Raw genomic sequence first — 19,747 nt, forward strand, 5'->3', positions numbered from 1 at the left:
CAGTTATCCGTAGCGCGGCGGTGCGTGTGTGCGAAAAACAAGCTTCCGGCGGAGTTATCCACAACCTGCTGCGGGGAGCAACGCGTGGGGGCACTCTCCTCGCAGCCCGTGGATAACTCCGGAATAACTATAAGGAACAGGGAAAGCCAGAGATGCAGAGGAAAACATCTCTCTCTGCATCTCTGGTTTTTGTCTGTTCCTCTGTACCCCCCAGCAGTTCGCCCGATTTTCGATGGGTACGCGTCGTCCGAAGCGGCGATGTGCTTCTGGCGTAACTCGTTTCAGGCACGGTAGATGCAAAACGCTCCCGCCCACGCCCGCCGCTGAATGCGGGCACCGGCAGACGCAGGAAAACGGGAGTGATCCGATGTATGCCAGACGCATCTTCGCCGCCGCAGCGATCGTGATCGCAACCGCGTCGGGAGCGGCCTGCGACGGGAACAGCCCCACGGCGTCCAGCAACCTGACGGACAGCGGCACGCCCCAGCTTCCGGACGTGCCGCCCACCGACACCACGGGGTTCGTTCCGCCGCCGATGTTCCCCTGACCGGGAGCACGGCGCGGCGGCGAGCTACTCCGAGGCGCCCGGCCCTTCGCCGGGCGCTTCGCGCGTAAGGTCCAGGGCGCGCAGCCGCTTTTGCAGGCTCTGGCGGTGCAAGTCCAGCGCGCGGGCGGTGGCGCTCACGTTGCCGCCGTGCCGCTCCAGCGCGGCCGCCAGAAAGCGCCGCTCCCACGCGTCCAGCGCCCGGTCGCGCGCCTCGGCGAACGGCAGGTTCGCCAGCGCGGCATCCACCGGACCCACGGGCGCGCGGCTCTCCGCCAGCTGCGCCGGCAGGTCGCGCGGCTCGATCTGCTCCCCCTCCGCCATCACGGCCGCGCGCTCCGTGGCGTTCCGCAGCTCGCGCACGTTCCCCGGCCAGTCGTACGACAGCAGCAGCCGGCGCGCGCCCTCGCTGAAGCCGCGGACCTGGCGCCCGTACTTGCCCGCGAAGTGCGCCAGAAAGTGCAGCGCCAGCGGCATCACGTCCTCGCGGCGCTCGCGCAGCGGGGGGATGTGCAGCGGAATCACCTGAAGGCGGTAGAGCAGGTCCTCGCGAAAGGCGCCGCCGGCGGCCATCTGCTCCAGCGGCCGGTGGGTGGCGGCGACCACGCGCACGTCCACGGCGACGGGCCTGGTAGATCCCAGCCGGGTGATCTGCCGCTCCTCCAGGGCGCGCAGCAGCTTGGCCTGCGCGGCGGGGGCCAGGTCGCCCACCTCGTCCAGGAACAGCGTTCCGCCGTCCGCGGCCTCGAACAACCCCTCCGCGCCGCGGTCGGCGCCCGTAAAGGCGCCGCGCAGGTGGCCAAACAGCTCGCGCTCCACCAGCTCGCCGGGGAGGGCGGAGCAGTTGAGGGCCACAAACGGGGCCGCACGGCGCCGGCTCTCGCCGTGCAGCGCCCGCGCGACCAGCTCTTTGCCGGTGCCGCTCTCGCCGGTCACCAGCACGGTGGCGTCGGTGGGCGCCGCGCGGCGGATGACGCGCACCGTCTCGCGCAGCGCCGCCGAGTCACCAATCAGCCCGCGGAACTCCCCCGCCACCTCCGTCCGCAGCCGTGCGTTCTCCGCCCGCAGCGAAAGCACCTCGCGCGCGCGGCGGACGAGCGCGCGGATCTCCTCGTTGTCGAACGGCTTGGGAACGTAGTCGTACGCGCCCTCGCGCAACGCACGCACCGCCGTGCGCTCGTCGCCGTGCGCGGTGACCAGGACAAAGAGGGTGGCGGGATGGCGGGCGCGCACCTCCTCCAGCAGCGCCAGGCCGTCCATGGCGGGCATGGTGAGGTCGCTCAGCACCAGGTCCGCCGGCGCCTCGTCCAGCGCGGCGAGCGCGGCCGGCGCGTGCTCCGCCTCACGCACGTCGTGCCCGTCGCTCTCCAGCAGCTCCGCCAGCGAAAACCGGATCGCCCGCTCGTCGTCAACGACCAGGATGCGCATCAGTGGGGGCGGAGTGAAGGGGTGTGGATGGACGAAAGCCCGCCGATGGCTCGACGGGCTGGCTGAGTGGGACGGAGCGCAAGCGCGGGCAGCTCGGCCGCGCGGCTGCCGCTCAGCGTGAGCCAAGCGATTGTCTTCGGCGGGCTTCCGCAAAGATTTCCTTAACGGAAAGATCGCGTTCATGAACATCGCGTTCTTCCGTATAATTTCCGTTGCCAGCGGTGAACTGGCTGAGGAAGCGCAGCGTATTCGCTACGCCCATCTCACGGCTGAGGATGGCGATCGCCTCCTCGGTGATTTCCGTCAGCGGCTTCACAGTCGTACTCATCGTTTTACCTCCTGAATCAACTCTAATGGACTTACCACGCGCGTCAAGCCGGTTTCCAACTTTCTCGCCCGGCGCAGGAACCTGTAGTCACAGGTGCACAAGAAGTCCACTCCCGCCTGCACGGCGCACGCCAGGTGTGCTGCATCAAGCTCCTTTAGCCCGAGCATCTGATACGACTCCGTGCGCTGATCTACGGCTTCGTCAATCTCAACGACTTCAGTGGCTAGCGCGAGCACCTGCGCACTTGCTCCTCGGCGCATACGGTTACGATTGCGCTCGTGCTCGATCTTCAACACGGCGGAGCTTACAAGTTGCACCTCACCAGCTTCAATGAGCGCAACCACTTCCGTGATCGCCTGCGCCTCCAGCCGAACGTTAGCTTCCTGCGTCTCGTCGGTCGGGCGCTGGATCGTGCATGTGTCAAGATAGATACGCATGCACCGAATGTAAACAAAGCATACAGGTGAGACAACGAGACTTCACCCGCCACCGCACGTACGGATCTGACCATCAGCGGCGTGGCAGAAACGGCTCCGCGATGCGTCCCACCTCCGCCTCCACGAAGTCGGCGGGGCCGTTGGCCAAGACGGCGATGGCGACGTCGTGGTCGGGATACAGGAGCAGAAAGGCGCGCAGCTGATGCGTGCGTCCGCCATGGTGCACGATGCGGCGGCCCGCGGCGTCGCGGCCCACGCGCCAGCCGATGCCGTAGCCCGTGTCCTCGCCCGCGGCGGTGCGCTGGGGTGTCCACATCACCTCCAGCGTTTCGCGCCGCAGAAAGCTCCCCTCCAGCAGCTGACCGCCAAAGCGCGCCAGGTCGATGGCGGTCGACGTAAAGCCGCCGCCCGCCCAGGTGCCTGCGTACTCCACGTACGGCGACGGCGCGCAGGCGGCGGGACACCCCGCGTACTGCACGGCGCGCCTGGGATCGAAATCCTTCAGCGGCTCCACGCCGGTACGCTCCATCCGCAGCGGGGCGAAGACCTCGTCGTGCATCAGCGGCAGGAAGCCGCGGCCGGCGGCGGACTCCATGGCGGCGCTCAGAAGCACGTAGCCGTAGCTGGAGTACGCGTGGCGCGTCCCCGGCGGCGCGACGAGTGGATCATCCGCGAAGATGGCGACCGCCTCCGTGGCCGTACGCGGCCGCGTGGCGCGCCCAAAGTCCCGCGGCTCGTAATGGCGGATGCCGCCCTGGTGCCCGGCCAGCTGCCGGATCGTGACGGGCGCGTCCTTGTCCGGAAAGGACGCGGCGTAGCGCTGCACCGGCGCGTCCAGCTCCATCGTTCCCCCTTCCACCAGCCGCATCAGCGCCGCGGCGGCCAGCGGCTTTGACACGCTGCCGATGCCGAAGACCGTCGACGGCGTCGCTCGGACGCTGTCCGCCACGTTCGCCCAGCCGAAGCCTGCGCTCCACGTCACCTGACCTCCCTGCGCGATCGCGACGGCCATCCCGGGCACCCCGGCCGACTGCCAGAGCGCGTGCGCCCGCTCCGCCGCCATCGTGTTCGAAGGGGGCAGGTGCGGCTGCGCGTGAATAGGAACCGCGGCAAGAGTGATCAGCATCAGCACGCACGCAATCCGGGGAGCGATTCCAACTACGGCACTCGTTCCCGCATCCAACCGCCTGTCCCGTGGCTCGTCGCGGGAGAGTGGCGGCCGCACGGCCCGATCCGTCCGTATCCTGACCTCCTTCTCTTCAATCGAATGATCCGACTGCTGATTTCCTTCTGCCTGCTCGCGCCCGTGGCTCTCCACGCGCAGACGCCCGCGGCCGAGCCTGACTATCGGACGGAGGAGGTGCGCTACGCGAACGGCGACGTGGCGCTTGCCGGGCTGCTGATGCTGCCGGATGCCCGGGGCCCGGTGCCGGGCACCGTCATCATCCAGGGTTCCGGGCGCAGCGACCGCACCAATCCGTGGGCGCGCGCCATCGCCGAGGAATTGGTGCGCGCGGGGGTGGCCGTGCTGCTCACTGACAAGCGCGGGAGCGGCGCCTCCGGTGGCGACTGGCAGATCGCCGGCTTCGACGACCTGGCTGGCGATGCGCTCGCCGGCCTTGCCGCGCTCCGCGCCCGGCCGGAGATCGACCCGGCGCGCGTGGGGCTGGCGGGGCTCAGCCAGGGCGGATGGATCGCGCCGCTGGCCGCCTCGCGGTCGCCGGACGTCGCCTTTGTGATCGACGTGTCCGGCGCAGCGGTGAGCTACGCGGAGCAAAGCTTTCACGAGATGGGCAACACCGCGCGGCAGGCCGGCCTTTCCGACGCGGCCGTCGCCGAGGTGCTGGCGCTGAACCGCGCCGCCGGCGAGTACCTGATCGACGGCGACTGGGCGGCGTACGAGCAGGCCCGCCAGCACGCGCTGGGCACCGACGCCCGCCCCGTGGCCGAGGGCTTTCCCGCCGCCCGGGACGCGCGGATCTGGACCTTCCTCCGCAAGTCGTACGCGTACGATCCCATGCCGTACTGGATCGTGCTGCGCCAGCCCGTGCTGGTGCTGCTGGGCGCGGATGACGAGCAGGACAACGTCCCCGTCGCCACCAGCGTCCAGCGGCTGCGGAGCGGCTTTGCCAGCGCCGGCAAGCGCAACGGCCGCGTGGTCGTGATCCCCGGCGCCGGACACTCCTTCATCGACGATTCCACGCGCGAGCTGATGCCCGCGTTCACGCAGGCGCTGGCGGAGTGGGTGCGGACGGAGGTCGTCGCCGCGCGCTGACGGCCTCATCGGGGGGCAGACACCGGGGCGGGATCCGTCGAGCGGGCGGCATCGGCGGGAAGGGCGGTGGGGATGACGATGCGGAACTCGGCGCCGCCGCCGGAGGCATCGTCCACATCCACCGTCCACCCCTCCTCCCGCGCGACGCGGCGCACGACGGCGAGGCCAAGCCCGGTTCCGCCGCCGCCGGTGTGGAACGGCTCCCAGATGCGCTCCCGCTGCTCGCGCGGCACGCCGGGCCCCTGGTCGCGCACGGCGATCGCCGTCCCGCCCTCCACCGGTCGTGCGGCGAGGGAGACCGTGCCGCCGGCGGGGGTGTGGTCGATGGCGTTCAGCAGCAGGTTCAGCAGCGCCTGGGCAAGCGGCTCGCGGGAGGAGTGCGCCGCCACGCCGTGCGCATCCACCAAAACGCGGACGCCGGCCTTTTCCGCGCGGCCCGTCACCAGCAGCGCCAGGTCGTCGAAGAGCGGGGCCAGCGGCGTGCGCGCATCGGCATCCCGCACCCGCGGCGCCCGCTTCGCGATGCCCAGCAGGTTGGCGACCAGGCGCTCCACGCGGCCGACTTCCTCCAGGATCACGGAGGCGTAGCGGCGGCGCTTGTCCTCCGGGATCTGCTCCTCCGCCAGCCGCTGGGCCAGCGAGCGCACGCCGGTGAGCGGGTTGCGGATCTCGTGCGCCAGCGACGCGCTCAGCTCGCCCACGATCGCCAGCCGCTCCTGCTCCGCCGCCGCGGCCGCCAGCTCGCCCGTGCGCACGGCGCGGATCTCGATGTCGTAGAATCGCAGCCGCGCCACGCCGTAAAAGAGCAGCCCCTGGATCCACACCATGGCCAGCGGCATGATAAAGACGCCGGTCTCGCCGCGCGTCAGAATGCCGCCCACCACGCCCACGGGCATCACCATCGTCATCAGGATCAGCACCGTGCGGCCGATGCGCTTTTCGCGCGGGGTGCCGGCCTCGTGCTTCATCTTTCGCACGAACAGCAGCGTGGCCACGCTCCACGCGCCCACCGTCCACGCCAGCAGCACCAGCTCCGACGCCCGTGCGTTCACGGACGCCAGGTCCAGCGGCAGCAGCGCCAGCGCCAGCAGGATGGCCGCCACCGCGCCGAGATTGGACGCGCGGTTCTCGTGGATGGAAAAGGCCAGGAACAGCCCCGGCGCCATGTGCACGGCGCCGCTGACGACGGGCCCCAGCCAGTCCCAGCCGTCCGTGGCGTACGCCCACCCCTGCGCCGCCAGCCACACCATCAGCGAGAGCTGAAAGAGGGAGAACCAGCGGACGGAGGATGCGCGCGGGTTGAAGAGCAGCAGCAGCGCCGTGCCCATGAAGGTGACGCCCAGGGCAAAGAACGCCACCGCCGCGGCGAGCGTGTTCATCAGAAGGTGAGCCCCAGGCCCAGGACAAGGGTGCGCCGCGAGAAGTACGAAAGCGTCGGGCGGCGCTCCGCGAAGCCGGCGCCGTAGGTATACCCCGCGACGTTCTTCGTGTCCAGAAGGTTCAGCGTCTCCAGGTACACCACGCCTACGCCGGCGCGCATGGGGACGTAGCGCGTGACCCGTGCGTCCAGGCGGCGGTAGGTGGGGAGCCGCGCCCCGTTCGGCGCGCCGTAGACGGGGACCACGCGGCCGTCCGCGTCCTCGCCGCCGCCGGTGATGGCGGTGAACGGCTTGCCCGATCCCACGCGCAGCGTGCTCCCCAGCTCCCAGCTGGGGCGAAAGCTCCAGCGCGCCACGCCCGTCAGCGAGTGGCGCACGTCCACCGCGCTGGGCGCCGTCCGCCCATCCGCCAGCTCCACCTGGCCGTCGAGGTACGAGTAGGTGATCCACCCGTTCAGCCGGCGCTGCTCGCTCCAGCGTACGATGGCGTCCACCCCGGCGACGCGCCCCGCCTCGATCCGCGGCCCGTCGCCGTCCGGCACGTAGTCCCCGTAGCGCTTCACGTACCCTTCCACCTTCAGCGACGGCTCGCCGCCCCGCTCCGCGCCGAGCACCAGGTGCCGCGCGCTCGTCGGCGTGCCGGCGGGGGAGCCGGCCTCGGGCACCCGGTACTTCGTGCGCCAGCGGCCCTGGTGAAACGCGCCGCCGCCCAGCCGCAGCGTCCAGCCGCCCGCACGATAGGCCAGCGCCAGCCGCGGATCCGCGCTCCACGCGTCCTCGCCCGGCAGTTGGTCGGCGCGCATCCCCGCGATCACCGCCAGCGACGGCGAAAGGGCGCGTTCCGCCTCCACGTAGCCGCCCACGTGCCGCGCGTCCTCGCCCCTGTCCAGCGGGTCAGCGGGCGAGCCGGGGGCAAGGCGGTCGGTGGAGGGGACGATGCCGGCCTGCGCGTTGTCCATCCAGGCCCCTTCCGCGCCAAAGGAGACGCGCCCGCCGCCCGCCAGCGACACGTCCGCATCCACCCGCGCCGTGGCGCCGCGGTCCGTGCGCTCGCGGTCCAGCACGCCGAAGCGGAACCGCGTCTGCCGCCGCGACGCCGAAAGGGCGCCGCGCAGGGCCACCCGCCCCTCGCCCAGCAGCGTGCGGCCGCTGAGCGCGGCCAGGCGGTTGGACCCGCGGCTGCGGAACGGGCCGGAGTAGCCGTACGCGTCCACCTCGCGGGCCAGCGCGTCCTCGTCCGCCATCGCCGTCAGCTTGACCTCGCTCCCCGCGCGCGGCTCCCACACTACGCCGGCCATCCCCTCCAGCGCGGCGGGTGCGCGCGCAAACTCGTCCGCGCGGCCGTGCATCGCCAGCATGAGCCCCGCGTCCGTGCCGCGGACGCTCGCCCACGCACCCACGCTGGGAGCCATCGGCAAGCGCAGGCTGGTGCCCAGCTGCACGGTGTTGGCGTTCAGCGCCAGCGTGCGCGTGCCCGGCCGGCCGATGGTCCGTACGTCCAGCACGCCGGAGAGCGCGTCGCCGTAGCGTGCCGAAAAGCCGCCGCTGCTGAAGTACGCCGCGTCCAGCACCTGGCTGTCCAGGATGCCGAACGTTGCCCCGTTCAGCGTCTCGTAGCGTCCGGGATAGAACAATCGCGCGCCGTCCACGAACACCGGCGCCTCGGCCGGGTCGCCGCCGCGCACGTACAGGTCGCTCCCCTCGGATGCGCGGGTGGCGCCGGGGGCGGTCTGGAACGCCTGCATTACGTCCGCCGTGCCGCCCGGCGTGGTCAGCACGTCCACACGCTTCAGGGCCACCGCGCTGCGCGTGTCGTCCATCCGCGTGCCGCCCTCCACGGTGATCGCCTCCATCACCACCACGCGGTTGCTGTCCCGCGCCGCCGGAGTGGATGCGGACGCGCCGCCGCCCGTACCCAGCTTCTCCGCGAAGCGTCCGTCCGCCGGAAACAGCGCCGCCCCGCGCCGCCAGAGTGCCGTCGCCTCGTCCACGCGGCCGGTGCGGCGGTACAGGTCGCCCAGGTACAGGTACGTCTCCGCGAAGTGCGGCTGCGCGGCGTCCCCCTGCTGGCGCAACAGGGTCTCCAGGTGGCGGATGGCGTCGGGTGTGCGCCCCAGGAACTCCGGCGTGTGAAAGTGGTTCATCGCCAGACTGAAGCGCGCCTCCCAGTGCGTGGAGTCGATCTGCAGCGCCTCTTCCAGCAGCCCGTTGGCCTGCCCGACCAGCGAGCCCGCGCCCATCATGTCGGTGAACGGGATCTCGCACCGCACGCGGACGGCAGCCAGGCGCACCCGCGGCTCCACCCCGCGCGGCTCCGCCTGCATCCACTCGCGCAGCAGTGCCGTTGCCTGCGTGATCGCCGGCCGCGCCGCCGTCTCGTCTTTGCGGGCGCCGGCCGCCGTGCACTCCGCCACCGCCGCGCGCACCTGCGCCGCCTTTTCAGCCGGGAACGCCTGCGCCCCCGCCTGTCCCGCCCAAAGCGCCAGCGCCGCCATCACGCCCGCCGCGCCAAGAATGGTCTTGCTCCGCATCCGTCCAGCTCCGGTTGATTTCGGTCGATGTCGATCGCGTCCTGCGCCGACCGACAAAGCAACCGCGGGACCGGATTCCATCAAATGCCAAGTTGTTGATATGGATACGTTTAGCGGATTGATGCGGACGGATGAGGTGCAGCCGATCGGCTCCAGGTGCAGCCGCGCGGCTGCACCCTGACGTTGCGCTCCGACGATTTAAGACGCAGCGGATGGATCTCGAGATCGCGCATCAGGTGGTGCATGCCGCCTGCTTCCGTGTGCCGCGGAAGCGCATCCACCGATCCGCATCCCTCCTCAAAAAAATGCGGATGGCCCCCTGCCGCATTCCATCTACCTCCCGTTCCCGACACCCTTACAAAAGATTGTGCCTCGTCGACATCCCACACCCGCACCCGACACCAGGAATCTGCCCTTCGAAGCGTGAGTCAGAAGAAACGCACGAGAAAACTCTGCTAACTCTGGTAACTCTGCGTGAAACCCATTCTTCTCCCGAACCGCGAGATCAGAGGAAACGCCACGAAAAAACTCCGTTAACTCCGTTGACTCCGTGTGAGGCCCAATCCTGTAATGCCGGCCCCTACAACGAACTCAGCCCCCTCGCGCACCAGGCGGAGGGGGCTGAGCGATGTAGCTGAAAGCGAGCGATCAGGCGCCCTGGGCGGCCATCGCGTCGCGCAGGCTCTTGGGACGCATGTCCGTCCACACTTCCTCGATCCAGGCAAGCACCTCGGCCTTCAGGCCGGGCTTGCCGACCGCCGTCCACCCCTGCGGCAGCTCGCGGTCCGCCGGCCAGATGGAATACTGCTCCTCGTGGTTCATCACGGCGGTGTAGATCGTGGTATCTTCGCGCTCTTCGCTCATTGCTGCCTCAGGTTGTGTTGAAAGCCGACGGGTGTGACCGCACGCCGGGTAATAGGTGCGGAATCGGTTCCACGAAAGTGGCGGGTTCCGGTACTTTAGCACATTCGGCGGCTTCTTTCAAGTCCCGCTCCCCATCGGGATGGTTCGCGCCAAGCGGAGCGCTCACCCCGTGCCGCGGTAGCGCCGCACCCGGCACCCTTCAACCATCCGGATGCGAAACCCGTCATCCTTCTCGGGACGACGGGCGCTGGCGCGAGGTTCGGGGATTCCGTTCACCGCCCCATCCCCCGCGCGGCAGAGGCGCACTCTGTCACCATCGCGCCCCGGCTGGTAGATTGCCCGCGAATCCCCCTGCAACCACAGCACGTCCGCTGGTGCACTCAACGTCATCGACGCAGCACGCCACCGGGAGCCGGGCCGGCGCATGAAGGTAGTCTACTTTACCGAGAGCCTGCTCCCGCACGTGGACGGCGTGTCGCGCACGCTGGCGCAGCTCTTCGGCTTTCTGGAGCGGAACGGGGTCGACTTTCGCGTCTACTCGCCCTTCGTCCCCGGTCCCGACGTGTCGTGGAGCGGACGCGTGCGGCCCGTGCGATACGTCCGTTTTCCCCTGTATCCCGACTATCGCGTCACCCTTCCCGTGCTGGGCTCCATGGGGCGCCAGCTGGACGAGTGGAAGCCGGACCTGGTGCACCTGGTCAGCCCCACGCCCATGGCGTCGCGGGCGCAGGGGTGGGCGCGCAAGCGGGGGATTCCCGTCGTCAGCAGCTTTCACACGCACTTTGTCTCGTACTTTCGCTACTACGGCGTACCCTGGGCCGAGGGGTTCGGCTGGCGGCAGCTGCGGAAGTTCTATGAAAAGTGCGAGCGGGTGTACGCGCCGTCGGACAGCATCATCGCCGAGCTGGCGGAGCACGGCATCACCAACACCGAGCTGTGGTCACGGGGGATCGACCTGGCGCGTTTTTCTCCTGATCACCGCGCCGCGGAGCTGCGCGCGCAGGCCGGCGCGGACCCCGATACGCCCGTTCTGCTGATGGTAAGCCGGCTGGTGAAGGAAAAGGACATGGCCGACCTGGTGGAGATGGACCGCATCCTGCGGCAGCGCGGAAACATGTACCGCCTGGTTCTCGTAGGAGACGGGCCGATGCGAGGCGAGCTGCAGGCCGCGCTGCCCGACGCGCACTTTGCCGGGCACCAGAGCGGCGAGGCGCTGGCACGGTGGTACGCCAGCGGCGACGTGTTCGTCTTTCCCTCGACCACCGAGACGTTCGGCAACGTGGTGCTCGAGGCGCAGGCATCGGGACTTCCCACCGTCGTCGTCGACAAGGGTGGCCCGCCGGACCTGGTGCAGCCGGGGCGGACCGGGTTCATCGCCCGCCCCAACGACCCCGCCCACCTGGCGCAGCAGTGCGAGCGCCTGCTGCGCGACGCCGACGAGCGCGCGCGGATGGGGCACCAGGCGCGAGACGCGGCCCGCGAGCGCGACTGGAGCGCCATCAATGGAAGGCTGACGGAAAGCTATCGCCGCGTTATCGACCGCCACCGCCCCACCCCGCGCCGATGAAGCCCAGCACCGCCCCACCCGACCCGAGCGACAACGGAGGCCTTGGCCGCAGCTTTGACCGCGTGCTGCGGACGGCACTGTTCCTGGTGCCGTTCGGGGTGCTGGGCAACCTGGCGCTGTCGTGGTTCGCCACCGACCACGACGTGCTGCGCAACCTGGGCGACCTGGACCGGCGCTACCTGTACCTGGCCCTTTTCCTGGCCCTGTTTCCGTGGGTCACCAACACGCTGCGCCTGCTGGTGTGGGCGCGCTTCATCGGGCACCGGGTCAGCTTTCGCGACATGTTCCGCGTCACCCTGGGCGCCGAGCTTTCGTCCAGCGTGTTCCCCACCAGCTCCGGCGGCGAGGTGTTTCGCTGGGGGATGATGGTGCAGAAGGGGATCTCGCAGGGGCACGCGGCGTCCATCGTGACGCTGGGCTACATCGAGGACATGCTGTTCTTCGCCACCGCCATCCCCCTCTCCATCTTCCTATCGCGCGCGTGGGAGCTCCCCGTGCTGCGCTCGCTGGGCAGCCAGCTGCGGGGGCAGGCGCTGCTGGTGATCGTGGTCGCCATCCTGGCCATCGTGGCGCTGCGGCTGCTGTTCAAGGCCGTGCTGCGCGGCTTTCTGGGCGAGGCGCTGCGCCGGCGGGGGCTGCGGATCGCGGGGCGCTTCAAGCGGCGCTCGCGCAAGACCTGGCACGACTTCAGGAGCGTGCACGAGCTGGTGATCAAGCGCGGCAAAAGCCGGTTCCTGCTCACCTACCTGATCACCGCGGTGCAGTGGACCTGCCGCTACTCCGTCGTCACGGCCCTGGCGTACTTTCTGGGCGCCCGTGTGGACCCGGTGCTCTTCTTTCTGCTGCAGTGGGTCATCTTTACGGCGATGATGTTCATCCCCACCCCCGGCGCGTCGGGCGGTGCCGAGGCGGCGTTCTACCTGGTGTACCAGGCGCTGCTGCCGGCCGGGGTGATCGGAATCGCCACCGCGGGATGGCGGATGCTGACCTTTTACTTTCAGCTGGCGCTGGGCTCCATCATCTTTCTCATCTTCAACATAGCCGATGCGCGCACCCGTGCCCGCAGGCGCCGCGAGCAGGTTGAGGCAGAGGCGTAAACACCAGATTAACAAGAAGTTAACCACTGCCGGGAGTTGATGCGGACCCTCGACAAACCGCGTTGCAACAGTTAGATTCATCGCCATGAAGACTGCTATCGATCTCCGCAGCACGGCCGCGCTCTTCGAGGCGCCGCGGCACACCCCGACGGGTGTGCGGCCGGACCGCATGCGTCTTGGCAGCCGCCAGCCCGAGGCGCCGGTGCTGCACGATATGGCGGACGAAGACCTGTTTCAGCGGTACACCAACGGCGAGGAGGCGGGTTTCCGCGTCCTGGTTGAGCGCTACGAGCCCCGCATTCAGGGGTTCCTGCGCAAGCGTCTGAACGACGAGGAGCGCGTGGCCGACCTTACGCAGGACACCTTCCTGCGCATTCACCGCGCGCGTGAAAGCTATGATCCGGGCCGCAAGTTCTCGACGTGGATCCACACGATCGCGAACAACCTGCTCAAGAACGAGTTCCGCAACCGCTCGCGCCGCCGCGAGACGGCGTTCAGCGAGCTGCGTCCCGACACCACCACCAGCGGCGCGCCGGCCCGTCCGGTGGAGTTCGCCAGCGGCGCGGCCGATCCGTCGCGCGAGGCGTACCGCAGCGAGCTGCGCAAGGCCATCGACGAGGCCATCGAAAAGATGGACGACCACCACCGCATCCCGTTCGTGATGCGCGAGGTGGAGGACCGCACCTACGAGGAGATCGCCGAGGAGATCGGCATTCCGGTGGGCACGGTCAAGAGCCGGCTGAACCGCGCGCGCAACTCCTTCCGCACGCTTCTGCCCGTCCCGGTGTGATCCGGCGGCGGCTGGGGATTCGGTAGATCGGTTCGGTTGATGAGAATGGCCCGCCTCGACACCCTGTCGAGGCGGGCTGTTTTTGTCCAATCACTGCTTCCGTGGCGACGGCGTTTCCCACCTGGCGCGTCCCAGGATGAACGCGGAGACCAGAGCGACCACGTCGAGGCCGAAGATGATGGTTCCTTCGACGCCGTGGCCGGTGGCGATCAGATAGGTTCCACACCCAAAGCCGACCAGGGCGATCAGGAGCGCGCACGCCAGCCCGAATCGTTCGCTCGTGATCGCCGCGTCCAACTCTTTCTGGTCCATGACTTGGCCGCGCTGCTCCATCTTTCGGCGGTGTGCCGCCTGCGCCTGGAACTCCGCAAGAATGATCGCCGGTGCGTCGGGATGCGCTTCGCCATACCGCACCAGCTCGTCGGCATCCGGAATGGGGCCGTGACGGAGCTCGAAGGACGGGACGTGCGCGAGATCTGTTCCCAGGCTGGCGGAATCAGAAACGGGGAGTGGCTCGTCGCCACCCCCCGTTCTCTTGTGCTCCCGCTCACCCACCGCCGGCGATCCGCCGGCGCTAGCAGGGCCGGGATCACCCATCACGCCTCCCGCGTTGCTTTACGCGTTCGTAGGCGCCGGCCAGGTCCTGGAACACCGCGGTCCAGTCGGAGGCCATCGCCGCACCGTCAGAGCGGTGCCATTCGCGGCGCGGGGAGTACCGCCGGCCACCGGAGCCCCGCAGGTCGAGCGCTCGCCCGAAGCCCCGGAAGAAGTATCGTGAGGTGAGGCCCTGGATCATGGTACCTGCTCCTGGAATCGGAACGGCTGCAATCACGAATGCCGTACCTGAATGGTAAACAAAGAGAACATCCCCGTCCAGTCCCACGGGCGTACTGGGGATCCGGTTGATCGGTTGGATCGATGAAACGGCCCGCCTCGACATCACGTCGAGGCAGGCCGTTTTCGTCTACGCGACTTCGGAGGCGGCGGTGTTCATCGCTTCGAACCGGCAACGTGCCGCCCGCCTGCAGGAGCGAATAAATTCGCCGCCATCAATCCACACCGGTTTTCGCTGATCACCCGCAAAGCTGCACCGCGCAATCGTTTCCGGGTTCCCATACTCGCTGCTGTTTCGAATGACGGAGACGGAGGTGGTCGTCACCACGTGCGTGCACTTCCGCCATCATCCACGGCACTGGCGAACCGATTGATCCGTATCGGGCGCAAAAAGCAAACGGGGGCTTCCATCAGCAGATTGATGAGAGCCCCCGTTTTGCACACCAAGCCGTGAATCAGTCGGGCGCGGCTTCGACGATCATTACGAAGCCCATGGCGCCGGCGGCGCAGACGGAGATCATGCCGAACTGCTTGCCGCGGCGGCGCAGCTCGTTCAGCAGGGTGATGGTCAGGCGGCCCCCGGTGGCGCCGAACGGGTGGCCAATGGCCAGCGAGCCGCCCATCACGTTGATCTGGTCCTCCGGCGGCAGGCCGATCGCCTTGTCACGCCCCAGCCGCTCCTTGGCGATCCTGTCGGAATCGAACCACTGCAGGTTGCTAAGCACCTGCGCCGCAAAGGCCTCGTGCACCTCCAGCAGGTCGATGTCCTTCATCGTCAGCCCGGCGCGGTCAAACGCGGTGGGCGCGGCGTAGACGGGGCCCTGCAGCAGCTGGTCGCCCGGGTCCAGCGCGGCGTACGCGTAGCTGCGGATGTAGCCCAGCGGCTTGTACCCCAGCGCGGCCGCCTTTTCCTCGCTCATCAGCAGCACCGCGCTGGCGCCGTCCGTCAGCGGCGACGCGTTGCCCGCGGTCACGCTGCCGTACTTGCGGTCGAACACGGGCTTGAGCGACGCCAGCTTTTCCAGCGACGAGTCGCCGCGGATGCCGTTGTCGCTGGTCACCACCTTGTCGTACTTGGGCGGCACGTAGAACGGCGCGATCTCCGCAGTCAGCCGGCCGTCGGCCGTGGCGGCGGCGGCCAGCTGGTGCGAGCGCAGCGCCCAGCGGTCCTGCGCTTCGCGGCTGATGCCGTTCTGCTTGGCCATCTTTTCCGCCGACTCGCCCATCGTCTCCCCCGTCGTGGGCTCGGCGATGGCGGGGGTGATGGGGGCCAGGTGGCGCGGCCGGATGGCGCGGAACGCCTGCAGCCGGTCGCCCAGCGACCGGGCCTTGCTGGCGCGCACCAGCGCCTCGCGCATCTCCTTGCTGAACAGGATGGGCACGTCCGTCAGCGACTCCGCGCCGCCGGCGATGACGATGTCCGCCATCCCCAGCGCAATCTGCTCGGCGCCGGAGGTGATGGCCTGGTTGCTGGACGCGCACGCCCGGCCCACGGTGAACGAGGGCACGCGCGGCGGGATCCCGGCGCCCAGCGTGACCTCGCGGGCGATGTTGGGCTCCTGCACCGACTGCACGACGGTGCCGTACACCACGTGGTCGATCTGCTCCACGTCCAGCTCCGTGCGGGCGATCAGCTCGCGCACCGCCGCCTTGCCCAGCTCGGTGCTGGTGACGTCCTTGAAGTCCGTCCCCGACTTGGCGAAGGGCGTACGGCACCCGTCGATGATGGCGACCCTGCGGCTGATGTTGTTCATGTGCACCCGTCGTTCGCGCGGCGTAAGTCGTTCGTGGGCGCGATAATCTCAGCCTGAACGGTGCTCATAACAAGGGATGCGGAGTTCGCGGCCGGCCGACGAGGTGCAGCGGCGACCGCAACGGCGCTATGCAACGGTGGATCGGAGCGATCCACAGGGCATCGAACTGGCGCCGGACGGTGCCCCTCCCCCGGCCCTCCCCGTTCGTTCCTCACGGAGAGGGGAGAAACCGATTTCGCTGCGACAGGCCTTCCGCCGTTCTCCCTCCTCGCGGACGCAGCTGAAAGGCGATCGGGCCACCCGTGTCCTCAGCCTCCCCCAGGGCTTTTTGGGGGAGGTGGGCGAGTGGTGCTCGCCCGGAGGGGGCGCAGCCCGGGCGCCCCCATCCTCCTGCGCGCGACCCAATCTTCCCCTCGCGAGTATCCATCCGCGACATGCGCCGGTGAACGCGGATGGGACCCGATTGCCTTCGCAGGCGTGAGAGGATACATTCCGCCGCCTTCACCACCCCCCGTTCAAGAGACGTAGATCGTGGATAGATCAGCACTTACCCATACGGATACCTTTGTCCGCCGGCACGTGGGCCCGGACGAGGCAGAGATCCAGCGGATGCTGGAGACCGTCGGCTACGGGTCGCTGGACGCGCTGGTGGACGCCACCATCCCCCGCAGCATCCGCCTGGACCGGCCGCTTGCGCTGGGCCCGGAGCGCAGCGAGTACGAGCTGCTGCGCGAGCTGCGCGCGATGATGTCGAAGAACCGCGTCTTTCGCAGCTGCCTGGGGATGGGCTACCACGACTGCATCACCCCGCCCGTCATCCAGCGCAACATCCTGGAAAACCCGGGCTGGTACACGCAGTACACGCCCTACCAGGCCGAGATCGCGCAGGGACGGCTGGAGGCGCTGCTCAACTTTCAGACGGCCGTGGTGGACCTGACCGGCCTGCCCATCGCCAATGCGTCGCTCCTGGACGAGGGCACCGCCGCCGCCGAGGCCATGGCCATGGCGTACGGCATCGGCGGCGGGGAGCAGAAGAACACGTTCTTCGTCTCCTCGCTCTGCCATCCGCAGACCATCGACGTGGTGCGCACCCGCGCCCGTGCCCGCGGCATCGACGTCGTGGTGGGCGACCTGGAGCAGTTCGACTGGGCGGCGCCCGTCTTTGGCGCGCTGCTGCAGTACCCCGCCACGGACGGCGAGGTGAGCGACTACCGGCCGTTCACGCAGCGGGCGCGCGAGGAAGGGATTGTCGTGGTGGCCGCGGCGGACCTGCTCTCGCTGGTCCTGCTCACCCCGCCGGGGGAGTGGGGCGCCGACATGTGCGTGGGCACCACGCAGCGCTTTGGCGTGCCCATGGGCTTCGGCGGGCCGCACGCGGCGTTCTTCAGCTGCCGCGACGAGTACAAGCGCCAGATCCCCGGCCGCATCATCGGGGTGAGCGTGGACGCCAACGGCAACCCCGCGCTGCGCATGGCGCTGCAGACGCGCGAGCAGCACATCCGCCGCGAAAAGGCCACCAGCAACATCTGCACGGCGCAGGTGCTGCTGGCGGTGATGGCGGGGATGTACGCCGTCTACCACGGCCCGCAGGGGCTGCGGCAGATCGCCGAGCGCGTGCACACGCTGGCGGAGCTGCTGGCGGCCGGCGCGGAGCGGCTGAACTACCGCGTGGTGCACGGCGCCTTTTTCGACACCGTGCGCATCGACGTGGGCACGCGGGTGGGCGGAATCCTGGCCGCGGCGCGCGACCGCGGCATCAACCTGCGCGGCTACGACGAAACCTCCATCTGCATCGCGCTGGACGAGACGACGAGCGTGGAGGACGTGGAGGAGATCCTGGTTTCCCTCAACCGCGGCTCCCCGCTGGGCTTTAGCGCGGACGAGCTGCTGGACGGGCTGCACTCCGGGATCGCGGACGGCTTTCGCCGCAAGAGCGACATCCTCACGCACCCGGTGTTCAACCGGTACCACAGCGAAACGGAGATGCTGCGGTACATCCGGACGCTGGAAAGCCGCGACCTGTCGCTCACCCACAGCATGATCCCGCTGGGCAGCTGCACCATGAAGCTGAACGCCACCGTGGAGATGATCCCGGTGACGTGGCCCGAGGTGAGCCGCATCCACCCGTTTGCCCCGCCGGAGCAGACCGCCGGCTACCAGGAGCTGTTCCGCTCGCTGGAGGCGGACCTGGCCGAGATCACCGGCTTTGACGCGGTGTCGCTGCAGCCCAACGCGGGAAGCCAGGGCGAGTTCGCGGGGCTGCTGGTGATCCGCGAGTACCACGAGGGGCGTGGCCAGGGGCACCGCAACGTGTGCCTGATCCCGCAGTCCGCGCACGGCACCAACCCCGCCAGTGCCGTCATGGCGGGGATGAAGGTGGTGGTCGTCGCATCCACGAACGAAGGCAACGTGGACCTGGACGACCTGCGCAAAAAGGCCGACCAGCACGCGGACGACCTGTCGGCGCTGATGATCACCTATCCCAGCACGCACGGCGTGTTCGAGTCGGAGATCCGCGAGATCTGCGACATCGTTCACCAGCGCGGCGGGCAGGTGTACATGGACGGCGCCAACATGAACGCGCAGGTGGGGCTGTGCCGCCCCGGCGATTTTGGCGCGGACGTGTGCCACCTGAACCTGCACAAGACGTTCTGCATCCCCCACGGCGGCGGCGGCCCGGGGATGGGACCCATCTGCGTGGCGAAGCACCTGGCGCCGTACCTCCCGGGCCATCCGGTCATCCCGGTGGGCGGCGGCGAGCACGGCTCGATCTCCGCGGCGCCGTGGGGAAGCCCCAGCATCCTTCCCATCTCGTGGGTCTACATCCACCTGATGGGCGGAGAAGGGCTGACGCACGCGACCCGGGTGGCCATCCTGAACGCCAACTACATCGCCCGGCGGCTGGACGAGCACTACCCCGTGCTGTACCGCGGCGCCAACGGCACCGTGGCGCACGAGTGCATCGTCGACATGCGCCAGCTCAAGGGGAGCGCGGGGATCGAGGTGGAGGACATCGCCAAGCGGCTGATGGACTACGGCTTCCACGCCCCCACGGTCAGCTTTCCCGTTGCGGGGACGATGATGATCGAGCCCACCGAGAGCGAGGCGCTGGCCGAGCTGGACCGCTTTATCGAGGCCATGGTGATGATCCGCGACGAGATTCGCGAGATCGAGGCGGGGATCGCCGACCGGCAGGACAACCTGCTCAAGAACGCCCCCCACACCGCCGCCGCCGTCATGGCGGATGCATGGACGCACGGCTACGGCCGCGAGCGCGCGGCGTTCCCCGCGGCGTGGGTGCGCGAGCGCAAGTTCTGGCCGCACGTGGCGCGCGTGAACAACGCCGCCGGCGACCGCAACCTGGTGTGCAGCTGCCCGCCCGTGGAAGAATACGCGCAGGTCTGACGCTCGCCGCTTTTTCGTTGGATGACGATCGGCCCGGCGCTCCCCGTGAGCGCCGGGCCGATCTGCGTCCGCGGGGGATGAAAACGCGCACGGATGTCTGGCGCCGCGACCATCTACCCACGATGATGGATCAGGTCGCCAACCCACCTCCACCCTGAGGGAGCGCGCGCATGAGCGTCGTCATCGTACGTGGTACCTACCGGACCGGAGGCGGGACGGTGCGGCTGGAGGTGGTCGTCGGCAACGGCCACCGCGGCGAAACCGACATTTCCCAGGGCGGCGCCGTCGTCGCCAGCGGAGGGAGCCGAACGTCCGCCGACGCGTTGACGGCGGGCGCGGTCGAGGTGGACACGACGGCCAACCAGACGGCCAAGCAGTCCATGACCCTGCTGGTGAGCTACACCTTCTCCGGCGGACCTGACGGGACCGTCACCTTCGAGGGCCGCCGCGTGGTGACCACCTTGGGCGAAGGCGCCGACTTCTTCGGCGACTTCGCGCTTACCTGAACCGGGGA

At 69.1% G+C, this 19,747-nt stretch carries 17 protein-coding genes; 7 read left to right on the forward strand and 10 right to left on the reverse strand.

The window, feature by feature from the left end; all coding sequences use genetic code 11:
- Nucleotides 1-367: 367 nt before the first annotated feature.
- Nucleotides 368-547: a hypothetical protein gene (locus ACOJUJ_RS06270; RefSeq protein WP_420125996.1), complete on the forward strand. Its 180-nt coding sequence runs from the start codon at nt 368-370 to the stop codon at nt 545-547.
- A 24-nt stretch (nt 548-571) separates the two neighbouring features.
- Here ACOJUJ_RS06270 and ACOJUJ_RS06275 read toward each other — a convergent pair whose 3' ends face one another.
- From ACOJUJ_RS06275 to ACOJUJ_RS06290, 4 genes are all read right to left on the reverse strand, one after another.
- A complete protein-coding gene (locus ACOJUJ_RS06275; RefSeq protein WP_420125997.1) occupies nt 572-1,972 on the reverse strand; it encodes a sigma-54-dependent transcriptional regulator in 1,401 nt (466 codons plus the stop codon).
- A gap of 112 nt (nt 1,973-2,084) precedes the next feature.
- On the reverse strand, nt 2,085-2,288 hold the full coding sequence (locus tag ACOJUJ_RS06280) for a hypothetical protein (protein ID WP_420125998.1): 204 nt from the start codon (nt 2,286-2,288) through the stop codon (nt 2,085-2,087).
- Nucleotides 2,289-2,296: 8 nt separating this feature from the next.
- Nucleotides 2,297-2,737: a PIN domain-containing protein gene (locus ACOJUJ_RS06285; RefSeq protein ID WP_420125999.1), complete on the reverse strand. Its 441-nt coding sequence runs from the start codon at nt 2,735-2,737 to the stop codon at nt 2,297-2,299.
- A gap of 73 nt (nt 2,738-2,810) precedes the next feature.
- A complete protein-coding gene (locus ACOJUJ_RS06290; RefSeq protein WP_420126000.1) occupies nt 2,811-3,863 on the reverse strand; it encodes a serine hydrolase domain-containing protein in 1,053 nt (350 codons plus the stop codon).
- Nucleotides 3,864-4,004: 141 nt separating this feature from the next.
- Here ACOJUJ_RS06290 and ACOJUJ_RS06295 point away from each other — a divergent pair, with 141 nt between their 5' ends.
- Nucleotides 4,005-5,012, forward strand: coding sequence for an alpha/beta hydrolase family protein (locus ACOJUJ_RS06295; protein WP_420126001.1), 1,008 nt, complete (start codon nt 4,005-4,007; stop codon nt 5,010-5,012).
- A 5-nt stretch (nt 5,013-5,017) separates the two neighbouring features.
- Here the strand turns inward: ACOJUJ_RS06295 and ACOJUJ_RS06300 are convergent, their stop codons facing one another.
- The 3 genes from ACOJUJ_RS06300 to ACOJUJ_RS06310 all read right to left on the reverse strand — a co-directional run bounded on the left by ACOJUJ_RS06300 (nt 5,018) and on the right by ACOJUJ_RS06310 (nt 9,786).
- The gene (locus ACOJUJ_RS06300) at nt 5,018-6,391 is read right to left on the reverse strand and encodes a sensor histidine kinase (RefSeq protein WP_420126002.1); all 1,374 of its coding nucleotides are present in this window, start codon (nt 6,389-6,391) and stop codon (nt 5,018-5,020) included.
- Nucleotides 6,391-8,922, reverse strand: a complete 2,532-nt coding sequence (locus ACOJUJ_RS06305) for a hypothetical protein (protein ID WP_420126003.1) — start codon at nt 8,920-8,922, stop codon at nt 6,391-6,393. Before ACOJUJ_RS06305 ends, ACOJUJ_RS06300 begins: the two co-directional genes overlap by 1 nt.
- A 648-nt stretch (nt 8,923-9,570) precedes the next feature.
- Complete coding sequence (locus ACOJUJ_RS06310; RefSeq protein WP_420126004.1) at nt 9,571-9,786, reverse strand: MbtH family protein; 216 nt, start codon at nt 9,784-9,786, stop codon at nt 9,571-9,573.
- Between the two features lie 424 nt (nt 9,787-10,210).
- Between ACOJUJ_RS06310 and ACOJUJ_RS06315 the strand changes: the two genes are divergently transcribed.
- From ACOJUJ_RS06315 to ACOJUJ_RS06325, 3 genes are all read left to right on the forward strand, one after another.
- Nucleotides 10,211-11,353 (forward strand): glycosyltransferase family 4 protein, encoded by a 1,143-nt coding sequence (locus tag ACOJUJ_RS06315; protein ID WP_420126005.1) that lies wholly within the window; start codon nt 10,211-10,213, stop codon nt 11,351-11,353.
- Nucleotides 11,350-12,450 carry a lysylphosphatidylglycerol synthase transmembrane domain-containing protein gene (locus ACOJUJ_RS06320; RefSeq protein WP_420126006.1) on the forward strand — a complete coding sequence of 367 codons (1,101 nt, stop codon included), beginning with the start codon at nt 11,350-11,352 and terminating at the stop codon, nt 12,448-12,450. Before ACOJUJ_RS06315 ends, ACOJUJ_RS06320 begins: the two co-directional genes overlap by 4 nt.
- Before the next feature lie 85 nt (nt 12,451-12,535).
- Nucleotides 12,536-13,240: an RNA polymerase sigma factor gene (locus ACOJUJ_RS06325; RefSeq protein ID WP_420126007.1), complete on the forward strand. Its 705-nt coding sequence runs from the start codon at nt 12,536-12,538 to the stop codon at nt 13,238-13,240.
- A 90-nt stretch (nt 13,241-13,330) separates the two neighbouring features.
- Here ACOJUJ_RS06325 and ACOJUJ_RS06330 read toward each other — a convergent pair whose 3' ends face one another.
- From ACOJUJ_RS06330 to fadI, 3 genes are all read right to left on the reverse strand, one after another.
- Entirely contained in the window at nt 13,331-13,837 is a 507-nt protein-coding gene (locus ACOJUJ_RS06330; protein ID WP_420126008.1) for a hypothetical protein, read from the reverse strand.
- A complete protein-coding gene (locus ACOJUJ_RS06335; protein ID WP_420126009.1) occupies nt 13,830-14,036 on the reverse strand; it encodes a hypothetical protein in 207 nt (68 codons plus the stop codon). The genes ACOJUJ_RS06330 and ACOJUJ_RS06335 overlap by 8 nt, the downstream gene beginning before the upstream one ends.
- A 493-nt stretch (nt 14,037-14,529) precedes the next feature.
- Complete coding sequence (gene fadI, locus ACOJUJ_RS06340; RefSeq protein ID WP_420126010.1) at nt 14,530-15,828, reverse strand: acetyl-CoA C-acyltransferase FadI; 1,299 nt, start codon at nt 15,826-15,828, stop codon at nt 14,530-14,532.
- Nucleotides 15,829-16,359: 531 nt separating this feature from the next.
- Between fadI and gcvP the strand changes: the two genes are divergently transcribed.
- Complete coding sequence (gene gcvP / locus ACOJUJ_RS06345) at nt 16,360-19,233, forward strand: aminomethyl-transferring glycine dehydrogenase (RefSeq protein ID WP_420126011.1); 2,874 nt, start codon at nt 16,360-16,362, stop codon at nt 19,231-19,233.
- Nucleotides 19,234-19,403: 170 nt separating this feature from the next.
- Entirely contained in the window at nt 19,404-19,739 is a 336-nt protein-coding gene (locus ACOJUJ_RS06350) for a hypothetical protein (RefSeq protein ID WP_420126012.1), read from the forward strand.
- Nucleotides 19,740-19,747: the final 8 nt, after the last annotated feature.

The sequence above is a fragment of the Longimicrobium sp. genome, assembly GCF_048594345.1.
In the GTDB taxonomy this organism is placed as follows: domain Bacteria; phylum Gemmatimonadota; class Gemmatimonadetes; order Longimicrobiales; family Longimicrobiaceae; genus Longimicrobium.